Annotated in this window: 20 protein-coding genes; 4 read left to right on the forward strand and 16 right to left on the reverse strand. The window is 49.3% G+C overall.

Translation table 11 applies throughout. From position 1 onward, the window contains the following. Positions 1–19: 19 nt before the first annotated feature. The 13 genes from I6E49_RS00325 to I6E49_RS00385 all read right to left on the reverse strand — a co-directional run bounded on the left by I6E49_RS00325 (position 20) and on the right by I6E49_RS00385 (position 11,372). Positions 20–712, reverse strand: a complete 693-nt coding sequence (locus tag I6E49_RS00325; RefSeq protein ID WP_235399939.1) for an LrgB family protein — start codon at positions 710–712, stop codon at positions 20–22. Positions 713–800: 88 nt separating this feature from the next. Next, the gene (locus I6E49_RS00330; protein ID WP_235399959.1) at positions 801–1,166 is read right to left on the reverse strand and encodes a CidA/LrgA family protein; all 366 of its coding nucleotides are present in this window, start codon (positions 1,164–1,166) and stop codon (positions 801–803) included. Positions 1,167–1,484: 318 nt separating this feature from the next. Continuing rightward, positions 1,485–2,459, reverse strand: coding sequence for a F0F1 ATP synthase subunit gamma (locus I6E49_RS00335; protein WP_235399941.1), 975 nt, complete (start codon positions 2,457–2,459; stop codon positions 1,485–1,487). Between the two features lie 6 nt (positions 2,460–2,465). Next, positions 2,466–4,052: a F0F1 ATP synthase subunit alpha gene (atpA, locus tag I6E49_RS00340; RefSeq protein ID WP_235399942.1), complete on the reverse strand. Its 1,587-nt coding sequence runs from the start codon at positions 4,050–4,052 to the stop codon at positions 2,466–2,468. Between the two features lie 20 nt (positions 4,053–4,072). After that, a complete protein-coding gene (locus tag I6E49_RS00345) occupies positions 4,073–4,606 on the reverse strand; it encodes a F0F1 ATP synthase subunit delta (protein WP_235399943.1) in 534 nt (177 codons plus the stop codon). A 9-nt stretch (positions 4,607–4,615) separates the two neighbouring features. Then, complete coding sequence (atpF, locus tag I6E49_RS00350) at positions 4,616–5,134, reverse strand: F0F1 ATP synthase subunit B (RefSeq protein WP_235399944.1); 519 nt, start codon at positions 5,132–5,134, stop codon at positions 4,616–4,618. Positions 5,135–5,185: 51 nt separating this feature from the next. Next, positions 5,186–5,428 carry an ATP synthase F0 subunit C gene (gene atpE, locus I6E49_RS00355; protein WP_094879854.1) on the reverse strand — a complete coding sequence of 81 codons (243 nt, stop codon included), beginning with the start codon at positions 5,426–5,428 and terminating at the stop codon, positions 5,186–5,188. 49 nt (positions 5,429–5,477) lie between these two features. After that, entirely contained in the window at positions 5,478–6,533 is a 1,056-nt protein-coding gene (gene atpB / locus I6E49_RS00360) for a F0F1 ATP synthase subunit A (protein ID WP_235399945.1), read from the reverse strand. Positions 6,534–6,539: 6 nt separating this feature from the next. After that, on the reverse strand, positions 6,540–6,968 hold the full coding sequence (locus tag I6E49_RS00365) for a hypothetical protein (protein ID WP_235399946.1): 429 nt from the start codon (positions 6,966–6,968) through the stop codon (positions 6,540–6,542). A 15-nt stretch (positions 6,969–6,983) separates the two neighbouring features. Continuing rightward, positions 6,984–7,226 (reverse strand): ATP synthase F1 subunit epsilon, encoded by a 243-nt coding sequence (atpC, locus tag I6E49_RS00370; RefSeq protein WP_235399947.1) that lies wholly within the window; start codon positions 7,224–7,226, stop codon positions 6,984–6,986. Between the two features lie 29 nt (positions 7,227–7,255). Further along, positions 7,256–8,782: a F0F1 ATP synthase subunit beta gene (gene atpD / locus I6E49_RS00375; RefSeq protein ID WP_106812507.1), complete on the reverse strand. Its 1,527-nt coding sequence runs from the start codon at positions 8,780–8,782 to the stop codon at positions 7,256–7,258. 129 nt (positions 8,783–8,911) lie between these two features. After that, complete coding sequence (gene pfkA, locus I6E49_RS00380) at positions 8,912–9,889, reverse strand: 6-phosphofructokinase (protein WP_235399948.1); 978 nt, start codon at positions 9,887–9,889, stop codon at positions 8,912–8,914. A gap of 109 nt (positions 9,890–9,998) precedes the next feature. After that, positions 9,999–11,372: an SLC13 family permease gene (locus tag I6E49_RS00385; protein ID WP_235399949.1), complete on the reverse strand. Its 1,374-nt coding sequence runs from the start codon at positions 11,370–11,372 to the stop codon at positions 9,999–10,001. 209 nt (positions 11,373–11,581) lie between these two features. On the opposite strand from I6E49_RS00385, the gene nudC reads away from it, so the two are divergent. From nudC to I6E49_RS00405, 4 genes are all read left to right on the forward strand, one after another. Then, entirely contained in the window at positions 11,582–12,361 is a 780-nt protein-coding gene (gene nudC / locus I6E49_RS00390) for an NAD(+) diphosphatase (protein ID WP_235399950.1), read from the forward strand. Between the two features lie 96 nt (positions 12,362–12,457). Next, complete coding sequence (locus tag I6E49_RS00395) at positions 12,458–13,441, forward strand: Gfo/Idh/MocA family protein (RefSeq protein ID WP_235399951.1); 984 nt, start codon at positions 12,458–12,460, stop codon at positions 13,439–13,441. Positions 13,442–13,496: 55 nt separating this feature from the next. Next, positions 13,497–14,609 carry a DUF4421 domain-containing protein gene (locus I6E49_RS00400; RefSeq protein WP_235399952.1) on the forward strand — a complete coding sequence of 371 codons (1,113 nt, stop codon included), beginning with the start codon at positions 13,497–13,499 and terminating at the stop codon, positions 14,607–14,609. Further along, on the forward strand, positions 14,606–15,601 hold the full coding sequence (locus I6E49_RS00405) for an N-acetylmuramoyl-L-alanine amidase-like domain-containing protein (protein WP_235399953.1): 996 nt from the start codon (positions 14,606–14,608) through the stop codon (positions 15,599–15,601). Before I6E49_RS00400 ends, I6E49_RS00405 begins: the two co-directional genes overlap by 4 nt. 6 nt (positions 15,602–15,607) lie before the next feature. On the opposite strand, the gene queG is transcribed toward I6E49_RS00405, so the two are convergent. The 3 genes from queG to I6E49_RS00420 are packed head-to-tail and all read right to left on the reverse strand — an operon-like array spanning position 15,608 to position 20,506. Further along, positions 15,608–16,534 carry a tRNA epoxyqueuosine(34) reductase QueG gene (gene queG / locus I6E49_RS00410; protein ID WP_235399954.1) on the reverse strand — a complete coding sequence of 309 codons (927 nt, stop codon included), beginning with the start codon at positions 16,532–16,534 and terminating at the stop codon, positions 15,608–15,610. A 31-nt stretch (positions 16,535–16,565) separates the two neighbouring features. Next, a complete protein-coding gene (locus I6E49_RS00415) occupies positions 16,566–17,177 on the reverse strand; it encodes a polysaccharide deacetylase family protein (RefSeq protein ID WP_235399955.1) in 612 nt (203 codons plus the stop codon). After that, positions 17,174–20,506, reverse strand: coding sequence for a glycosyltransferase family 117 protein (locus I6E49_RS00420; protein WP_235399956.1), 3,333 nt, complete (start codon positions 20,504–20,506; stop codon positions 17,174–17,176). The genes I6E49_RS00415 and I6E49_RS00420 overlap by 4 nt, the downstream gene beginning before the upstream one ends. Between the last annotated feature and the right edge of the window lie 131 nt (positions 20,507–20,637).

Below are 20,637 nucleotides of genomic sequence, written 5' to 3' on the forward strand. Positions count from 1 at the left end.
ATTCAAAACTCAAAATTCTTCACACTCCCAACAGCGGCAGTATCGACGGGGTGAGAAGCGAGGTGAAGATGCCGTTGAGCGTGAGTCCCAGACTGGCGTAGGCACCATGCACCTGACTGCGGTCCATCGACGTGGCTGTGCCTATGGCGTGGGCTGCCGTTCCCATCGACAGACCCTGTGCCACGGGATTCTTGACACGTGCAAAACCCATTGTGCGATAGCCACATACTGCACACATCAGTCCAACCGAAACCACAACGGCAGCCGTGAGCGACGGAATGCCGCCTACAGCCTTGGTCACCTCCATGGCGATAGGCGTTGTGACCGACTTGGAAGCGAGCGACAGAATCACCTCGCGCGAGGCTCCCAACTCCTTGGCTATCCATACCACGGACACCACGCCCACAACGCAACCTGCCAGTTCGGAAAGAAGAATCGGCGTGAGCTGCTTCTTTATCGTAGACAGCTGCATGTACAAAGGCACACCCAATGCCACTACTGCCGGACGCAACCAGAACTCTATCATATGACCACCCTTGTTGTACGTCTCATAGCTCACTCCCGTCAACTTCAGGAAGGCTATTATGCACACTATCGACACAAGCACGGGGTTCATTATCACCCAACCAGTCATCCGACGCAGCAACTTACCCACAAAGTAAGAGCCGAACGTAAGGGCTATCAGAAAAAAATCGTTTGAGAAATATTCCATTGTTTTCGTTATCCTTTTTTTATATCTATCCCCCCTGGGGACTTCTATCTTAGTTTACTGAATTTTCGCTTGCGAAACTTATATTAGTTTATTCCTTTGTCTCGCCCTTTATCTTGTCCTTCGCCTTGCCGTAGCACTGGTGAACCCATCCCGTCACGGCGAGAACAAGCACGGTAGAGATAACCGAAGCTGCCACAATAGGCACAAACTCAGCCTTGATAATGTCGAAGTAGAGCATCACAGCCACTCCTGGCGGCACAAAGAAGAACCCGATGTTGCTGACAAGGAAGTCGCTTATGCTGCGCACCCACTCAAGGCGTATTATCTTGAGCTGGAGCAAGAGCGTGAGCAGAAGCATGCCGATTATGCTCGACGGCAGAGGGATGTGGGTGAGGTAAATCAAGAGTTCACCCACAGCAAGGCAACCGAAGAGGATTGCCAACTGACGAATCATCATAGTGTTTGGGATTATAAGTGTTGATTATTCCTGTGAAAACTAATGTTATGGACGGCAAAGGTAAGGATTTACGTCCAATGAAGACAATGGAATGCAAATATAATACAGCAGGACACAAATATAGTGATATAAATCAAAAAAAAACACCACTTCTATCATTATCACCCGAAATAACAGATGAACATAAAAACCCGTCGCATAGCTGAAATGAACTATACAACGGGTTCTCTATAATATCTGGCGGAGAGCTGCCCCTGCCCTAAACATCAGTAGGATAATTGTCCCCTGCCCTATTCCTATTGGCTCATTAGCGGTTTAGTTGTTGACGCTACCGCCCACAATATCGAGCAGTTCGTTGGTAATAGCCTGCTGACGGCTCTTGTTGTACTGAAGATTAAGCTCGCGCAGAATCTCGTCGGCATTGTCGGTAGCGGTCTGCATAGCCACCATACGGGCGGCATGCTCGCTTGCGATGCTGTCGAGCAAGGCTGTGTAGAGCATCAAGTGAAGATACTTGGGAATGAGCTGCGAGAGTACTGTGTTCATGTCGGGCTCTACGATGAAGTTGTCGTTGAGCGGACGAACATTCTCCTCCTGCTTCTGCTCCGCAGCCGAAGCGTTCTTCTTGAGATACTCCTGCGCCTCTTTCGAGGTCACGGTAGAGTTGAGGTCGCGAGTGCGGTCGCGCTTCAACTCCTCGGTGATGTCGATAGGCAGGAAGGTCTTACGGGTGAGAATCTGCGAACCGGCACTCTTGAAATGGTGGTAGACCATCTCAACGCGGTCAATCTCGCCGCTTACGAACTTCTGTTCTATCTCGCGGGCTATATCAATACATTGCTTCACGTTAGGCTTTTCGGCAAGACCGGTGAAGTCGCCAGCCACATGAAGCCCCATTTTAGCCGTCTTCTCAGCAACTTTGCGTCCTATCGGGTAGACAACGATGTTGTCCTTGCCCCCCAGACTCTCCGAATACTCGTCAACAATGTGCTGGAGCAGACGGATGACATTGGCATTGAATCCGCCACACAGACTGCTGTTCGACGCGTAAACCACCAAGGCGACACGCTTCACAGGGCGCTCCACGTTGAACACGGTAGAAGCGTCGGCCTCTGAGGCGAGGAATGTCTTGAGGATGTGCTCGAGCATCGTCTCGTAGGGAAGCATGTTCTCAATCATCTGCTGGGCATGATGGAGCTTTGACGAAGCCACCATCTTCATGGCACTCGTAATCTTGCGGGTGCTATTGACGGATGTGAGTCGGTTCTTGATTTCTTTGAGTGACGGCATAAGCTATTACTTTTTAAACTGACCTGCTACGTCAGCCATGGTCTGTTCGAGAACAGCTGTGAGCGAGTCGTCAATCTTACCACTTGCCAGAGCCTCGATAACGTCGGCATGCTGCGAGCGAATCTTGTCGAGGAACGTCTCCTGACACTCGCGCACCTTCTCTACGGGCACGTCGTGCATCAAGCCGTGTGTTCCACAATAGATGATGGCTACCTGCTCGCCTACCGGCATCGGGCTGTACTGCGGCTGGATGAGAAGCTGGTTGTTCTTGCGGCCACGGTCGATGGTCATGGCTGTCACGGCATCCATGTCGCTTGAGAACTTGGAGAATGCCTCAAGCTCACGATACTGAGCCATGTCAATCTTCAGCGTACCGGCAACCTTCTTCATACTCTTGATCTGAGCCGAACCACCTACACGCGATACGGAAATACCTACGTTGACGGCAGGACGGAAACCCTGGTTGAAGAGGTCGCTCTCAAGATAAATCTGTCCGTCGGTGATTGAAATCACGTTGGTCGGGATGTAGGCAGAAACGTCGCCTGCCTGGGTCTCGATGATAGGCAGGGCTGTGAGCGAACCGCCACCCTTGACATGACCCTTCATGCACTCGGGCAGGTCGTTCATCTGCTCGGCTACCTCCTGCTGATCGTTGATACGTGCTGCACGCTCCAACAGACGTGAGTGGAGATAGAACACGTCGCCAGGATATGCCTCACGTCCAGAAGGACGACGCAGAATCAACGATACCTCACGGTAGGCAACAGCCTGCTTCGAAAGGTCATCGTACACAACGAGTGCCGAATAGCCACGGTCGCGGAAGTACTCGCCTATGGCGGCTCCTGCGAACGGTGCGTAATACTGCATGGCAGCCGGGTCGGCAGCTGTAGCCGCTACAATGATTGTGTAGGGCATGGCGCCGTGCTGCTTGAGGTTCTCGACAAGAGCGGCAACGGTAGAAGCCTTCTGGCCGATGGCTACATAGATACAGTATACGGGCTTGCCAGCCTCGTAGAAACTCTTCTGATTGATGATTGTATCGACAGCGATGGCAGTCTTACCTGTCTGACGGTCGCCGATGATAAGCTCACGCTGTCCACGTCCGATAGGAATCATTGAGTCGACCGACTTCAAGCCTGTCTGCAACGGTTCCTTAACGGGCTGGCGATAGATAACGCCCGGAGCCTTGCGGTCGAGCGGCATCTCGAAAGCACCTGTCATGTCAATCTCGCCCTTGCCGTCGATGGCCTGTCCGAGCGGATTGATGACACGTCCGAGCATATTGTCGTTGACACGGATAGAAGCGATGCGCTTGGTACGCTTTACTACCATGCCCTCCTTGATGCCTTCGGTAGAACCCAGAAGCACACAACCCACGTTGTCCTCCTCAAGGTTCATCACGATAGCCATAGTGCCGTTCTCGAACTCGAGAAGCTCGTTGGCCTCGGCGTTGCGGAGTCCGTAGATACGGGCCACACCGTCGCTCACCTCAAGCACAGTACCCACCTCGTCAAACTGCTGGCTGTTGTTGATGCCCTGTAGCTGCTCGAGAAGTACCTGTGACACTTCGCTTGGTTTTATTTTATCTGACATATACTTCTGAAAAAAGTTAATTAATTAAGCTGTGACAGAATGGTGTTGAGCTGCTTCTTTACGCTGGCATCCATACGATAGGTGTCGTACTCGAGCACGAATCCACCTATGATGTTAGGATTTACCTCGGTCTGGAACTCAACCGTACCATTTGTCCTTCCCTCAACCAACTGTCGCATCTTCTTCTCCGTAGCGGAGTCGATGGTGCAGGCAGTCGTTAGTTTAGCACTGATTAGATTGTTATGCTTTCTGTACAGAGTAACAAACGAGTTGGCGATGAATTGCATGATACTCTCACGGTCTTCTTTGAGCACAAGGGCGACAAAACGCTTTGTCAGGTCGCACGATCCTCCGGCTGCAGCCGTGAGGAGCAGACTCTCCTTCTGCTTCTTCGAGAGCATGGGATTATCTATCGTAATCCTCAGCGCAGGCGTCGTGGAGTAGCAATGGGCAAGGCTCTGCATGTCGGCATACACCTTGTCGGCCTCCTTAGCCTCAATGCCCGCCTTGAGCAAGGCGCGTGCATATCTGACCGATATTAATCCTAAATCCATAGCTTATACTTATTTATTATTGGCTGTAACTTCATCAAGCATCTGGTTAATGTAATCCATCTGTGCCTTATCAGTGCCGAGCTTCTGGCGCAAGACCTTCTCCGAAATCTCAACACTCAACGCAGCTACCTGCTGGCGAATCTCGCTGATTGCAGCCTGTTTTTGGCTTTCAATCTCGGCCTTGGCATCGTTGATGATGCGGACACTCTCCTCGCGAGCCTTCTCCTGTGCCTGTGCCACGATAGCCTCACGGGTTGTGGCGGCCTCCTTGAGTATTACGGCCTGCTTCTCCCGTGCTTCCTGAAGCATCGCGTCGCTCTCCTGCTTGATGTTCTCAAGCTGGGCAGCGGCCTTCTGCGCCTTGGACAGGCTCTCGTCGATGTACTTCTTGCGCTTGTCTACCATGATTATGATAGACGGGAAGCCGAACTTGGCGAGCACGAAGAACACCACAAGGAATGCCAAAAGCATCCAAAAGAGGAGTCCAAGGTCAGGAGTCAATATTGATGGCAATGTACTAAAATCCATTTGCAATATTTTACGAACTCTTTGTTGCTATTTACGTAAGAGCGCAACACCTTACTTGATAAGGAAGGCGCAGGCTACGATAGCAAACAATGCACAACCCTCAACGAATGCTGAGGTTAGAATCATGTTGGTCTGAATCTTGCCAGAAGCCTCAGGCTGACGTGCAATAGCGTCCATGGCGCTGCCGCCAATCTTGCCAATACCCAAACCTGCGCCAATTACTGCAATACCTGCTCCGAGACCGCAGCCCAGCTGTGCCAGACCTTCAGCAGCCAAAAGTGATGAAATAATCATAGTTGTTTAATTTTTTTAAGTTGTTATTTTTTTATTGTTTATTCTGTTGTTAAGCCTCTGCCTCCTCTTCCTTCTGAGCCAGACCGATGAACACGGCACTCAACAAGGTGAAGACATAAGCCTGAATGAATGCCACAAGCACTTCAAGACAGTTCATGAAGAGCATCATTATGGCACTTACGAGGTTCAAACCTATACCGTAGCCAACGCCCATCGACCATCCGAGGAAGATGACGCATGTGAAGCTCAGGATGATTGCGTGACCTGCCATCATGTTGGCAAAGAGACGAACCATAAGAGCGAACGGCTTGGTGAAAACGCCGAAGAACTCTATGACTGGCATCAAAGGCACCGGATAAGCCTTGAGGAATACCGGCACATGGGGCCAGAAGATATCTTTCCAATACGCCTTGTTGCCGAAGAGGTTGATGGCAATCATGGTGCAGATGGCAAGGAAGAACGTAACGTTGATGTTGCCCGTAACGTTGGCGCCACCCGGGAATATCGGAAGCAAACCGAGAATGTTTGTCGTGAAGATGAAGAAGAACACCGTGAGCAGGTATGGTGCGAACGGCTTGAAGTGCTTCTCGCCTATCGACGCCTTGATAACGTCGTCGTAGATGGTCATGACGAACATCTCCATCATTCCGACAAATCCGCCAGGAGCCTCACTTCTCTCGTCCTTGCCCTTGTACCAGCGAGCACATGAAAGGAACACGGCTATCAGAATGAACACTACTATCCATATCTGAGCCACGGTCTTGGTGATGCTGAGGTCGAGCGGGCGCACCTTTGAGCCATCGGGCATGTTCTCGTAGATTTTGCCGTGATGCTCTGCGTCGAAGTAATAGTTCTCCGGCAGACTGCTCTCTGTGCAGAACGTCCACTCTCCGGTATTGGAGCTTCTGACGATTATCGGCAACGGAATGCTCAGACTCTTGCCCTCGTAAGAAGCTATGTGCCACTCATACGAGTCGGACAGGTGCTCAAGTACCGTTGTAGGGATGTCGAGCGACTTGCCGTCGTGGCCTGCTTCTCCCGCTGAAGCGAAGGCTGGCATCAATGCCAATACCAAGAGAAGTAATAATGACTTTATCTGTTTCATTATCGTTTATTTATTATCTTTGTCACACTCAATATGCGAATTGGTGACGTGCGAGAAGAATGCTGAATGGTGGAAAATCATCCATAAATAGAAAGCCATAAACACCAGACAGTATTCGAGCATCGCATCGCGACCTACGGCAATGTAGCATCCTACAAGCGTGAAGAGAGCCAACAACATACGGAATCCGGACACGGCCGAAAAGAATGTCGGAAGCATATTCTGATTTGCCACGGCTATCCTTTTCCATATGAAAATGTCGGCAAGCTCCACCACAAGGGCGAACAATGCACTCACTACAAGAGGCGGGACAAGTCCGTCAACATGAGCGAACATCTGCAGGGAAAGAACTGCCAACGACAATACCGCAACAGCCACAACGGTCTGCACAGCATAGCGTCGGCTCAATTTAGCTATCTCTGTATTTTTCAACATGTCAACCGGGTTTCATTAAAGTTCAACACAAACATTGACGCTGTTCTTCTGCACTTCAACGAAACCGCCCATTGCCTTCACCTCATGCTCGCCTTCAGAGTCAAAAAAAGCAATACGTCCGCTGTTGAGTGTAGAGATTATAGGAGCGTGATTGGGGAGTATCTCAAACTCGCCGCTTGCACCCGGCACGACAACACGGTCGACCGTTCCTACAAACTCCACCTTCTCTGGAGAGACGATTCTTAAACTCAAACTCATAGTTTACAAGTATTTAGTGTGTAAGCAGATTATCCCTTAGCTGCCTCAAGAAGCTTCTTGCCCTTGGCAATAGCGTCCTCGATAGTACCAACGTTTAGGAATGCCTGCTCTGGCAGGTCGTCTACCTCGCCGTCGAGAATCATGTTGAAGCCCTTGATGGTGTCTTCGATTGATACCATCACACCCTTTACACCGGTGAACTGCTCGGCAACGGCAAACGGCTGAGAGAGGAAACGCTGCACACGACGTGCACGGTTCACAGTCAGCTTGTCCTCGTCTGAGAGTTCGTCCATACCAAGGATGGCGATGATGTCCTGAAGTTCCTTATAGCGCTGGAGAATCTGCTTGACGCGCTGTGCACACTCGTAGTGCTCCTTACCCACAATCAGCGGGTCGAGAATACGTGAGGTTGAGCCCAGCGGGTCAACGGCAGGATAGATACCAAGCTCGGTAATCTTACGCGAAAGCTCGGTAGTTGCGTCGAGGTGGGTAAAGGTTGTAGCCGGAGCAGGGTCGGTCAAGTCGTCGGCAGGCACATATACAGCCTGTACTGATGTGATAGAACCCTTCTTGGTAGAGGTAATACGCTCCTGCATCTGTCCCATCTCACTTGCCAGAGTAGGCTGATAACCTACGGCTGAAGGCATACGGCCGAGAAGAGCCGAAACCTCCGAACCGGCCTGGGTGAAACGGAAGATATTATCAATAAAGAACATGATGTCGGCAGCTTCGCCGTCCTTGCCTCCGTGGTCGCGGAACTCCTCGGCTACGGTCAGACCAGACAATGCTACAGAAGCACGTGCTCCAGGCGGCTCATTCATCTGTCCGTAGACAAGTGTTGCCTGACTCTTCTTAAGCTCCTCGGGGTCTACAAGCGAGAGGTCCCACTTGCCTTCCTCCATTGCCTTCTTGAACTTCTCGCCGTAGCGGATAACGCCCGACTCAAGCATATCGCGGATAAGGTCGTTACCCTCACGAGTACGCTCGCCGACTCCGGCAAATACCGAGTAGCCGTTGTGTCCCTTGGCAATGTTGTTGATAAGCTCCATGATGAGCACGGTCTTGCCTACACCGGCACCGCCGAACAGACCAATCTTACCACCCTTCATGTAAGGCTCCAATAGGTCAATCACCTTGATACCAGTTGCGAGCATTTCCTTGTGAGTGGAAAGGTCCTCAAACTTAGGAGCCTCACGATGGATAGGATAAGCGCCCTCCATATTGAGCGTACTCATACCATCGATAGGCTGACCGATGACATTCATCATACGGCCCTTGATCTGTTCACCTGCTGGCATCATGATAGCGTTGCCGGTAGGAACAACCTCCAGGCCACGCTGCAATCCGTCAGTATTGTCCATTGCGACGCAGCGAACGGTGTCTTCACCAATATGCTGCTGCACCTCAATGATAAGCTCCTGTCCGTTAGGACGCTTCAGCTTCAGAGCTTCGTGGATTTTAGGCAACACCTCTTCAGGATTCTTGCCGGCTGTATCGAAGTAAACGTCGATAACCGGACCAATAATCTGCGAGATGCGCCCGTTGATTTGTGACATAGTATATTTGATTTTGATTTTAAATTCTGATGCAAATATAACAACTATATTTTATACGAAAGAATATTTAATCTTTATTGTACTTTTTCTTTCCAAATATGCCATTTTTGTAGTGTAAATCGACCACTTTTAGATGCTCAGTTCGTCGAGCACCTTGATGAGCTTGCGGTCGAACGGCTTGTCACTACGAATGGCTTCGCTCAGGGGTACGTACACTATCTCGTTGTTGCGCACACCAATCATCACGTTGCGCTGGCCCTGTAGTATTGCCTCGATGGCACCTACACCAGTACGGGAAGCAAGGATACGGTCGTGAGCGCTTGGACGTCCGCCACGCTGCAAGTGTCCGAGAATAGACACACGTACATCGTACTGCGGGAACTCGTTCTTCACGCGCTCGGCATAATACATGGCGCCACACTTCGGGCTTTCCGAAACGATTACGATGCAGCTCTTCTTCGACTTACGGATGCCACGCTCCATGAAGCGTGCCAACTGGTCAACGTCGGTAGAGTCTTCAGGAATAATGGCTGCCTCGGCACCACTTGCAATGGCAGAGTTCTGTGCGAGGAAACCAGCATCACGTCCCATCACCTCAATAAAGAAAATACGCTCATGGCTCTGGGCTGTGTCGCGGATGCGGTCAACACATTCTACGATGGTATTCATAGTAGTGTCGTAACCAATGGTTGAATCTGTACCATAGAGGTCGTTGTCGATAGTGCCCGGCAAGCCAATGCAGCAGATGTCATACTTTTTGGCAAACTCCATAGCACCAGTCAACGAACCGTTACCACCGATAACAACCAAAGCATCAATACCATGAGCCTTAATCTGCTCATAAGCCTTCTCCTTGCCCTCATCGGTAGTAAATTCCTTGCAACGTGCTGTCTTAAGGATTGTACCACCCGACATAATTATACCACTAACGTTTTCGGTTGTAAAATCCTCAATATCGCCATTTATAAGACCATCGTAACCACGATAGATACCTTTTATATTAAATCCATTGCATATACCCGCACGAGTCACGGCACGAATTGCAGCATTCATTCCCGGGGCATCGCCACCGGAAGTCAAGATTCCAATTGTCTGAATTTTAGCCATACGATTTTTTTGTATTTAAGATTATTAAATTTTCCGTTAAAGTATTAGGGTGTTTTTTTATGGGGTGTTAATAGGGTATTTATATAAGAGCATTCATAATGTAAGGGCATTATACCAGCAGCCACAAACAAACCATACCTGCTATAGACGCAACGAACGAAACCCAACCCACATTGACGAAGTACCAATTGAGCTTTATGCGTTCCATCTTCATCAGGGCAAGTCCGCTCATAGATCCTATACACAGAATGTTGCCTCCCATAGCAGCCGCATATGCTACAATCTTCCAATAGGCTCCATTCTGTCCATAAAGCGCAAGATTACTGCCCGTTTCGGCAACATCGTGCAACGAAACCATAGACATAAGTGTTGCGAAATTGTCCAATACGCTACCTACAATCTGAGTGGCAAAACCCACTACCAGCATATTGTCGGCAATACCACCCATAAAAGCATCCACTCTGTTCAGGAATCCCGTCTCGCGTACCACTCCAAGCGCAAGCATAATGCCCAGTACGAACAGTATCATCTGAATTACGCCATATTGTAGCACTCGCGGCACACGACGCTGTATCATCTGGTCGGCATTCATCAGCTTGCGATTCATCAGTTCGTTGACAATCCACAATAGCGACAGTACGCACATCGCACCAAGGAACGGACTAAGCTTAGTAATGTTATGGAATGTAGGAATAAACCACAATCCGCCAATCCCGACAAACAGCATCAAGGCTCTCTGCCACAGGTTAAGATTGGTATCATCGCCACGATAAGGCATCGTAATCCATTCGGTCTCAATACGTCGCGGCAAGCCACGTTGCAGCCAAAGTATCGGGAAGAGCCATGCTATAAGACACGGCAGAGCCATCGTCAAAGAATAGTTGGTAGCTGTTACTGCGCCGATATTCCAAAGCACGAGCCCCGTAGGGTCGCCTATAACCGTAAGTGCACCACCACAATTTGCCGACAAAACAATGGCACATCCGAAGATGACACGCTGCCTCTGTCTGCTCACAATGGCATGCATAATGGTAAGCATCATAACAGTCGCCGTAAGGTTGTCGAGGTTTGCCGAAATCAAGAATGTAATTGCCGACAAGGTCCAAAGCATCCTCTTGCCGCTACGCGTACGCAGCATCTGTGAGATAAAGTCGAAGCATCCGTTGTTCTGCAATATCTCCACTATCGTCATAGTAGAAAGCAAGAAGAGAACAATCTCAGACGCTCTGCCCACATATTTCAAGAAAAGATTCTGAAAAATATACTGCTTTACGGCAGCCGACGAAGCCGGTGCGCCATCCAAGAACGAAGCGTAGTCCTTGGCGTGCTGTCCCATAACAAAATCCGATCCATAACAAATGTAAAGTATCCAGCCAAGCGTCCCTACAAAGATGGCAACCGCAGCTTTGTTTACATTGGTAAATTTCTCTGTCGCTATCAAGAAATAGCCAATTAGTATTATTGTTATGATGACAAGAGTCATAAGCTGTATATTAGATTTATCGGTTGCAAAGGTACAAAAATATCTGAACTGCACAAGTTTTAAATCTAAAAAATAAAAATAGTTAACAGAGATTTGATTCAAATGCAATAAGCCTCTATCTTTTAATAAAATATAGGTCATGTTTTTATTCTTAATATAAAAAAATAAGTACCTTTGTATTTAAAATATAACCTTTTTAAAACATTACTATGTACTACTGGTTTGTATTCAACAATAAAGGGGAGCTTCTCCTACAAAAATGTGCGGATGGTACTTTTACCATCCCGTATTGCGAGCAAGCACCCGTCACGACCACTCACAATACTCATATTATGGACATTTCGCCTATGGACAGCGGGCAGAAGGTGAAAGCCTTGCAGATAGACGATGTGCAGACTTGTACAGACGGCACATTCGAATTGTGCGGTCTCCGACAGTCGTTCTACAAACTTTCGCATCCTCTTTATCTGAAAGCCGGCAAATGCCATGAGCTGCTCTACTGGGACCGCAACACGCAATATTGTGGCGTATGCGGGTCGCCTATGGTGATGGATACAGACATTTCAAAGAAATGCCCTAATTGCGGCAAGACCATTTGGCCCCAACTGGCTACTGCCATAATCGTACTCATAAACCGTGGCGACGACCTGCTGTTGGTACACGCCAAAAACTTCAAGACCGACTTCTACGGATGTATTGCCGGATTTGTAGAGACTGGCGAATCGCTCGAAGAGGCAGTAAGACGTGAGGTATGGGAAGAGGCGTCCATCTCAATAAAAAATCTGAGATACTTCAAGTCGCAGCCATGGCCCTACCCTTGCGGCCTCATGGTTGGCTTCTTTGCCGAATACGACGGAGGCGGCCTTAAGTTACAGGAGTCGGAATTGTCGCGCGGCAACTGGTTTAACAAGAACAATCTGCCTACAATTCCCGAAAAACTCAGCCTTGCAAGAATGCTGATTGACAAATGGCTGGAAGAACACGAGTGAATTTTGAATGTTGAGTGTTGAATTATAGGAGGCTATGGCGTCCTCGCCGTAGCCTGAGCAGTTGACAATAATGAGTTTTGATTTAGTTATTAAGATATGAAACAAATAGGATGGGGATTTATCGGATGCGGCGAGGTGACCGAGAAGAAATCCGGACCGGCATTCAACGAGGTGCCTGGCTCAAGCGTGGTGGCAGTAATGAGCCGTAATGAAGCAAAGGCAAAGTCGTACGCCAAACGCCATAATATAAAAAAGTGGTACACAGACCCACAGGAACTTATCGACGACCCTAACGTAAATGCCGTATATATAGCCACTCCGCCTTCAAGCCACGCTACATTTGCAATAATGGCAATGAAGGCTGGCAAACCCGTGTATATAGAAAAACCATTAGCTGCAAGCTATGAAGACTGCGCCCGCATCAACCGCATAAGCGAGATTACGGGTGTGCCGTGCTTTGTGGCTTACTATAGACGTTATCTGCCTTATTTTCAGAAGGTAAAGAACATTATCAATTCAGGAACTATAGGCACAATCGTAAATGTCCAGATACGTTTCTCTGTTCCGCCAAGAGACCTTGACTATCAGGATGCCCACAACCTGCCGTGGCGACTACAACCGGACATTGCCGGAGGAGGCTACTTCTACGACCTGGCTCCTCATCAGCTCGATCTCTTGCAGGATATATTCGGAGTCATCACACGAGCTCACGGATATTGCTCCAACAGAGCACATCTGTACAAGGCAGAGGACTCCATAAGTGCCAGTTTCTTCTTCGAGAACGGATTGCCAGGCAGCGGTTCATGGTGCTTCGTAGGCCATCAAAGCGCCAAGGAAGACCGTATAGAGGTTATTGGCGACAAAGGCATGTTGTCGTTTTCGGTTTACGACTACGCCCCTATACAACTGGTGACAAGTGCAGGCCGGACAAACATCGTCGTGCCTAATCCTTCTTACGTACAGCTACCTATCATTCGCTCTGTAATTGAACACCTCCAAGGCTTGGGAGTGTGCCAATGCACAAGCGTGAGCGCCACACCAGTCAATTGGGTGATGGACAGAATTCTGGGTAAGCTATAAGCGAAACCGTTGTAGAGAGCGAGAAAACCACATAACAATCTTATAGGATTTGTATTTGAAAAGAACCATAACAATATTGTTGTCCGTATGTGTTTCGGGAATGTCTGCCAAGGCTCAAACTGCGGCAGACACCATTAGTGCGCCTCAAAAATACCGTCACAACACTTTTTTCCGTGTAGTAGGCCGAACCCTGGGTAGGTTTATGAGGAATTTCAGCGAAGTAGACACGTGCTATATCGAACCTCAAAAGTTCAACTACACAGCTATGCTACAAAACACCAACACTTATGAGATTTACCGCATAGCGTCGACTATGGGTAACGACTTCACCTTCGCCCCGCTCCCGACCTTCAAACTCGGACCGTACTTAGGTTGGCGATGGGTTTTCCTGGGCTACACATTCGACTTGAAGAACATCAACAGCGGAGACAAGCGAACCGAACTTGACCTCTCTATCTATAGTTCACAACTTGGCGTAGACCTGTTCTATCGTAAGACGGGCAACGACTACAAGATTTCGAAAGCCCAACTTGATAGCGAAGGCAAGGTGAACACACGTACGTTAAACGGCACGAATTACGACGGTATCAACGTGAGTATCAAGGGATTCAACATGTATTACATCTTCAATCACAAGCGATTCTCCTACCCTGCCGCCTTCAGCCAATCGACAATACAACGCAAGTCGTGCGGTTCTGCCTTGTGCGGCATAGGCTACACCCGCCACTCGCTAAGCATAGACTGGGAGAAACTGTACGACATCGTTGCCGAAAACCTTGGCGAGGAGACTGCCAAGCGCTACATGGACCCCGAATTGAAATTCAAGAAGATTAAATATACCGATGTTTCGTTGTCGGGTGGATACGGCTACAACTGGGTATTTGCCCGCAACTGGCTGGCGGCTGCCTCGTTGTCGTTGGCTCTGGGCTACAAAAGTTCGTCGAGCGACACCAATCACTCTACATTCACACTCAAGGACTTCTCTTTCCACAACTTCAATATCGACGGAGTGGGACGCTTCGGAATTGTATGGAACAATATGCGATGGTACTATGGTGCCAACGCCATAATCCACACGTACAACTACCATAAGCCGAAGTTCTCGACCAACAATATATTCGGTAGCCTTAACATTTATGTAGGAGTTAACTTTGGAAGAATGAAATGAAAAATCACTTTATCATGACAACAGCTTTTCTATCACTTGCCGTGGCATTACTCGCCCAATGCGGCAGCCCTTCGGCCAACAAAAAGAATCCACAAATACAGCATAACGCTGACACACAGCAGATTACACAACAGCAGAAGCTTTCAACGGCATATAAAGAAGCCCCCAGGTCCTCGTCTTACACCGACGACTCTGTCTCTATCACCTATTATAATGAGACGGAAGACAAGGCAAGGATTGGGCAAATCGTCAATAAATACGCACAACATACAGCCAATCCTGACCTTATAATCGCTATAGCCCGCCAACTGCGTGGCATTCCGTATGTGGCAAAGACGCTTGAGGTGAACAAGCAGGAGAAGCTTGTGATAAATCTTAGCCAACTCGACTGTACCACTTATGTGGAGAACGTTCTTGCCATATATCTTTGCATCAAAAACGGCAAGACCGCATTCGACGACTACGCTCATTACTTGCGTATGGTGAGATACCAGAACGGAGAGGTGAGCTATCCTGCCCGCCAGCATTATTTTACCGACTGGATCTACGAGAACACCCAGAAGGGATTCGTCCAAGAGATACAGTCGCCCAACCCTCCATTCACAGCAATACAGACCCTGCGTATCGACTTCATGAGCACACACGCTTCGCTTTATCCTATGCTGAAGAACAATCCGCAAATGATAGAACGGATAGCCAAGACCGAGCAACTCCTCTCCGGCAAGAAGTTCAGCTACATTCCCAAATCAGCCATCCACAACACCAAGTTGCTGCGCTCGTCCATACACGATGGCGACATCATCGCTATAACTACATCCAAGGCTGGGCTCGACACTTCGCACATAGGTATAGCCGTGTGGCACAAAGACGGGCTACACATGCTCAACGCATCGCAAATACACAAGAAGGTTGTTGAAGAGCCTATGACACTCTACCAATATATGCAGAAACATCCGTCGCAGACCGGAATAAGAATAGTAAGGATAAAGTAGACTGCTCTACTCCTTGTCAAGGGCCGTGTGGATATTTCGCATAAGCCCCGAATATTTGGCTCGTTTCACGGCACTCCCCTTAAACAAATGACGATAGTCGTCCTCAGTTAGCGACAGCCAGTCCTCACGCTTCATGTCAAGCAGGTCTTGCGATGGCTGAAGTTCGGGAGTAGTGTTGGGTTGCGCAAAACGGTTCCACGGACAGGCCTTCTGACAGCAGTCGCAGCCATATATCGTATCGCCCATTTTTTCGGACAAGTCGGAGGGAATGTCGCCACGGTTCTCTATTGTCTGATAGCTCAGGCACAAGCGGGCGTCAAAATCCGACCTTCCCTCCCCCATCGTCAGAGCGTGCGACGGACAAGCGTCGATACATGCGTGGCAATTGCCGCAACGCGGCTTCATCTCCTCATCATACTCCAATTCTACGGGCAGGAACAGCTCACCCAAGAAGAACATACTACCGGCATGAGGTATTATCAGCTGGTGGTTTCGTCCGGTCCATCCAAGCCCAGCCTTCACAGCCCAATAGCGTTCGAGCACGGGAGCCGAATCGCAAAACGCTCTATACTCCTCAAATCCAAGCCGTTCGGCAAGCATGCGCAATTTTCCCTTCACCACATCATGATAGTCTTTGCCAAGTGCATAGGCAGCAAACTGCGGTTCGCCTTCGGGCAGAGTATGCGACGGCGCATAGTTCAACGCAACAGACACAATACTCTTGAGTCCGTCCATCAACAGCCGTGGGTCGAAACGCTTGTCGGGATAATTCTCAAGATAATTCATCGTAGCATGCTCGCCATTGTCAATCCATTTGCGGTACGAATCCACAACATCCTTGTCCACAGCCGCGGCCTTGGCTATGCCACAAGCAAAAAAGCCGAGGTTCTTTGCCTCGGCTTTTATTTTAAGAGATAATTGTCGTTTGTCCATTATCTTTAATTACGTTTTTGTTTCCACGACTTCAGTCGAAAGTCTTAAACTCATACCCCTGCTCCTTAAGCCATTTGAGCGACTTCGGAAGTGCGGTACGCAGCTTGTCGATACTCTTTACCGAATCATGGAAAGTAATGATTGAACCATTACGGGCATATCGCCTTACATTATTGAACACGTCGTCCGCACTAAGCCACTTGGAATAGTCACGTGTCACGAGGTCCCACATCACGATGCGATACTTGCAACGCAACCAGATGTACTGGCTGTAGCTCATAGCGCCATGTGGCGGACGGAAGAGGTGGGCGCCTATAAGGTCGTTGGCACGCTCCACATCGTCAATATATGTCTTGGCAAAATGCTTGAAGCCTCCAAGATGATGATAGGTATGATTGCCCACTTGATGGCCCTCCGCAACAATACTTCTGTAGAGGTCGGGATACTTGCGCACATTGTCTCCTACCATGAAGAAAGTGGCGTGTATCCCAAACTCTTTCAATGTTTGCAGAATGAACGGCGTCGACTCAGGTATAGGTCCGTCGTCAAACGTGAGATATACCGAACGTTCGTTGCGGTTCATTCTCCAGGTTGCACCTGGAAACAACCAACGCAACCATATTGAAGGCTGTTCAATTATCATCGCGATTCAAAAGGTTGTCCGCCCTTGGCCTGATAGACGGCATAGATGGCATTGGCAGTCTTGAGCCATTCGTTAGCCATTTTCGCGTCCACAAGCTGGGCTATATCCGAAATACCCTGCATATAATAGAGCTGGCGCATTACATCTGTCTGACACATGTCGAAGCGCGAGCCTTCCTGCGATACATAGTAGTCGGCATATTGCTTGGCGTTGTTCCAAACCTGTCGCAATATGCGGGCTGCATCAGCCTTGCATCCTATCAGAGCATAGGCACGAGCCAGATCTGCCGAACCCGAAACAAAAGTATTGGGCACATTATATTCAGGTATTGACTTCTCCGCCTTGCGCAGCACCTTCAGAGCCTTGTCGTTCTTGCCCTCCCGAATGAGTGCGAGAGCCAGCTGTGCAAAGAGATTGCGATGGGTGTAGCACATACGCATTACGGTCTCGTCAATATAGAGTCCCTTCTTGTCCAAGCCGCCGAACTTATATCGGTTCATTACATTATTATATGTCTTCTCGGTGTCGAAGTTCTTTGCACCCGGCTTGTTGGTGGTGAACGGAGTGATGCGGTAAGCCAGACCCTCCTGCACGAAGTTGTCGCCAAGGTTCATGTAGTTGTCCGAACCTACGGTTGCCGCAACATACAGCGGACGTGTCCAGTTGCATTGTGCGAGCATCTCGAGCATCATGAGGTCGTTCTTGTACAGAGCGCGCTTGCCTGCGAGCGAGATTACCATACGGTCGGGTATAGTGTCGCTTGCCATCATCATTCCGCTCTTCTTTACAGCCTCCTTGTCGATGGTCAGATAGAGTGTGTCGGTCGGAATGACGTGCATTTCCTTGTTCTTAGTACGAACCCAGTTATTCAGTACGTTTTTCAACTCGAATGGGTTTTCGCCAAATTGCTCCTTTGCCTCAGCCGGATGTTCTTTATAGAAATCCATTATCTGCTGCTTGAGCGACGGATCCACCTGCACATAGTCGTTGGTTCCCGAACAGAAGTCAAGGCGCGGCCAAGTGATAGGCACAGAAGGCGAATCGTAAGCCGGACGCTTCATCTGGTCGATATACCAGTCGGTCTGCAGATAAGAGAGGTTGCATACGCGGGCATCTGTACGGAATCCTTCGGTCTCCTGGTTATACCACAATGGGAACGTGTCGTTGTCGCCATTGGTGAAGATTATCGGGTAGCCCTTGTCCTGGAGCGTCATCAGATAGTTCTGTCCGAAGTCGCGACAAGTGTAGCGTCCGCTGCGGTCGTGGTCGTCCCAAGTCTGCGAAGCCATCTGTACGGGCACAAGCAGACAGGCTACGCCAAGCACGCTGGCAAGAGCCACATCGTTGGTCTTAAGCTTCTTCTTGAGCATATCGTACAACGCCAATACACCAAGTCCACACCAGATGGCATAAGCATAGAACGAACCTGCATAAGCATAGTCGCGCTCACGAGGCTGCTGCGGAGTCTGGTTCAGATAGAGCACAATGGCAAGACCCGTCATAAAGAAGAGGAAGAACACTACCCAGAACTGACGTATGCCTCGTTGTCCGCGCCATGCCTGCCAGAAGAGTCCGATAAGACCCAGCAACAGAGGCAGACAATAGAACACGTTGTGTCCCTTGTTCTCCTTCAACTCCTGCGGCAGCTTGCTCTGGTCGCCAAGCATCCAGTTGTCGATAAACGAGATGCCCGTTATCCAGTTGCCGTGCTCGGGTTCGCCGCTACCCTGCAGGTCGTTCTGTCTTCCTGCGAAGTTCCACATGAAGTAGCGCCAGTACATGAAGTTGCATTGGTAAGAGAGGAAGAAGCGTATGTTGTCCCATTGTGTAGGCATCTTCACGGTCACCTGCTCGCCACAGCGGTCGTAAGGCACGTTTGTACCCGTGACGCCACCCAGCCAATTCTCATAAGCCTGAGCGTGAGCCGACGAATGCATACGCGGGAACAGCATGTTCTGTGCGTAAACGAGCTTGTCCTTGTGCGAAACGACGAAGTACGAATCCTTCTCATTTTCAGATGCCTTCTCCTTACGTTGCCAGATGGCAGCACCTTCCTTATGCTTGGGGATGCACATGTTGCCCTCTACGTCAAATGCCACCTGCGAGGTGTAAGCCTGGCCATAAAGCAACGGAGAGTCGCCATACTGGTCGCGGCTCAGATACGAACCGAGGGTGAACACATCCTCAGGCGAGTTCTGGTCCATCGGCGGGTTGGCAGCCGAACGGATTACGATAACAGCATAGCTCGAATAGCCGATCATCAGCATAAGCATGCACAGCAAGGCAGTATTCTTGAAGCGTGCCGACACTACGGGCACAAGCTGCTTGTCCGCCTTCTTGCGATAGTTCAGTCCGAAGTATATGGCTACAAGAATGACGATGCCTACCAAGGCTGCGCCCCATCCCATACCACGGAACGGAATGCCCAACATACCTACAGCGAGTGTGAACGATATGTTCTGACGCTTGAAGTTGCGGTCGGTATACGACTCGTATATAGCCCATATCACGATGGCAACAAGCAGGATGATGTATATTATCTCACCCGTATTGAACGGACAGCCCAACTGGTTGACAAACAGCAGTTCAAACCATCCTGCCACATTAATGATGCCCGGCACTACGCCATACAGCACACCTGCCACAATAACGAACGAGACAAGCAGAGCCAGCAACGAGCCCTTCAGCTCGATATGCGGATAGCGACGATAGCAATATACCAATACTATAGCCGGAATACAGAGCAAGTTCAAGAGGTGAACGCCTATCGACAGACCCGTCATATACGCTATAAGCACAAGCCAGCGGTCGCTATGAGGCTCGTCGGCATGGTCTTCCCATTTCAGGATGAGCCAGAACACGATGGCAGTAAATGCCGACGAATAGGCATAAACCTCGCCCTCCACAGCCGAGAACCAGAATGTATCGGAGAAGGTGTAGATGAGAGCGCCTACAAGTCCTGATGCCTCAATGGCAATAAGCTTGCCCGTTGTCATCTCGCTCCAGTCCTTCAATATCAGCTTGCGCGCCAAATGAGTGATACTCCAGAACAGGAAAAGAATGGTAGTAGCACTCAGCAAAGCGCTCATAGTATTTACCATTTTAGCCACCTGCGTCGGGTCGCTCGCAAACTGCGAGAACAAGTTGGCCGTGAGCATAAAGAAAGGTGCTCCAGGCGGGTGACCTACTTCCAGCTTATAGCCGGTTGTAATGAACTCAGGACAGTCCCAGAAGCTGGCTGTCGGTTCAATCGTCGAGCAATATACGAAAGCAGCCACCAGGAAGGTAAGCCACCCCAATACATTGTTCACTAATTTGTACTGTTTCATTTAATAATGAGAAATATAAAAAATTAAACGTGTATTATCACTACAATCGCATTCCAAGATGCAAAGATAATATTTTTTCGCCATAACATATTATATTATCACCAACTTTATCATTTTATATTTTGCTTTAC

It is taken from the genome of Leyella stercorea, assembly GCF_021531655.1.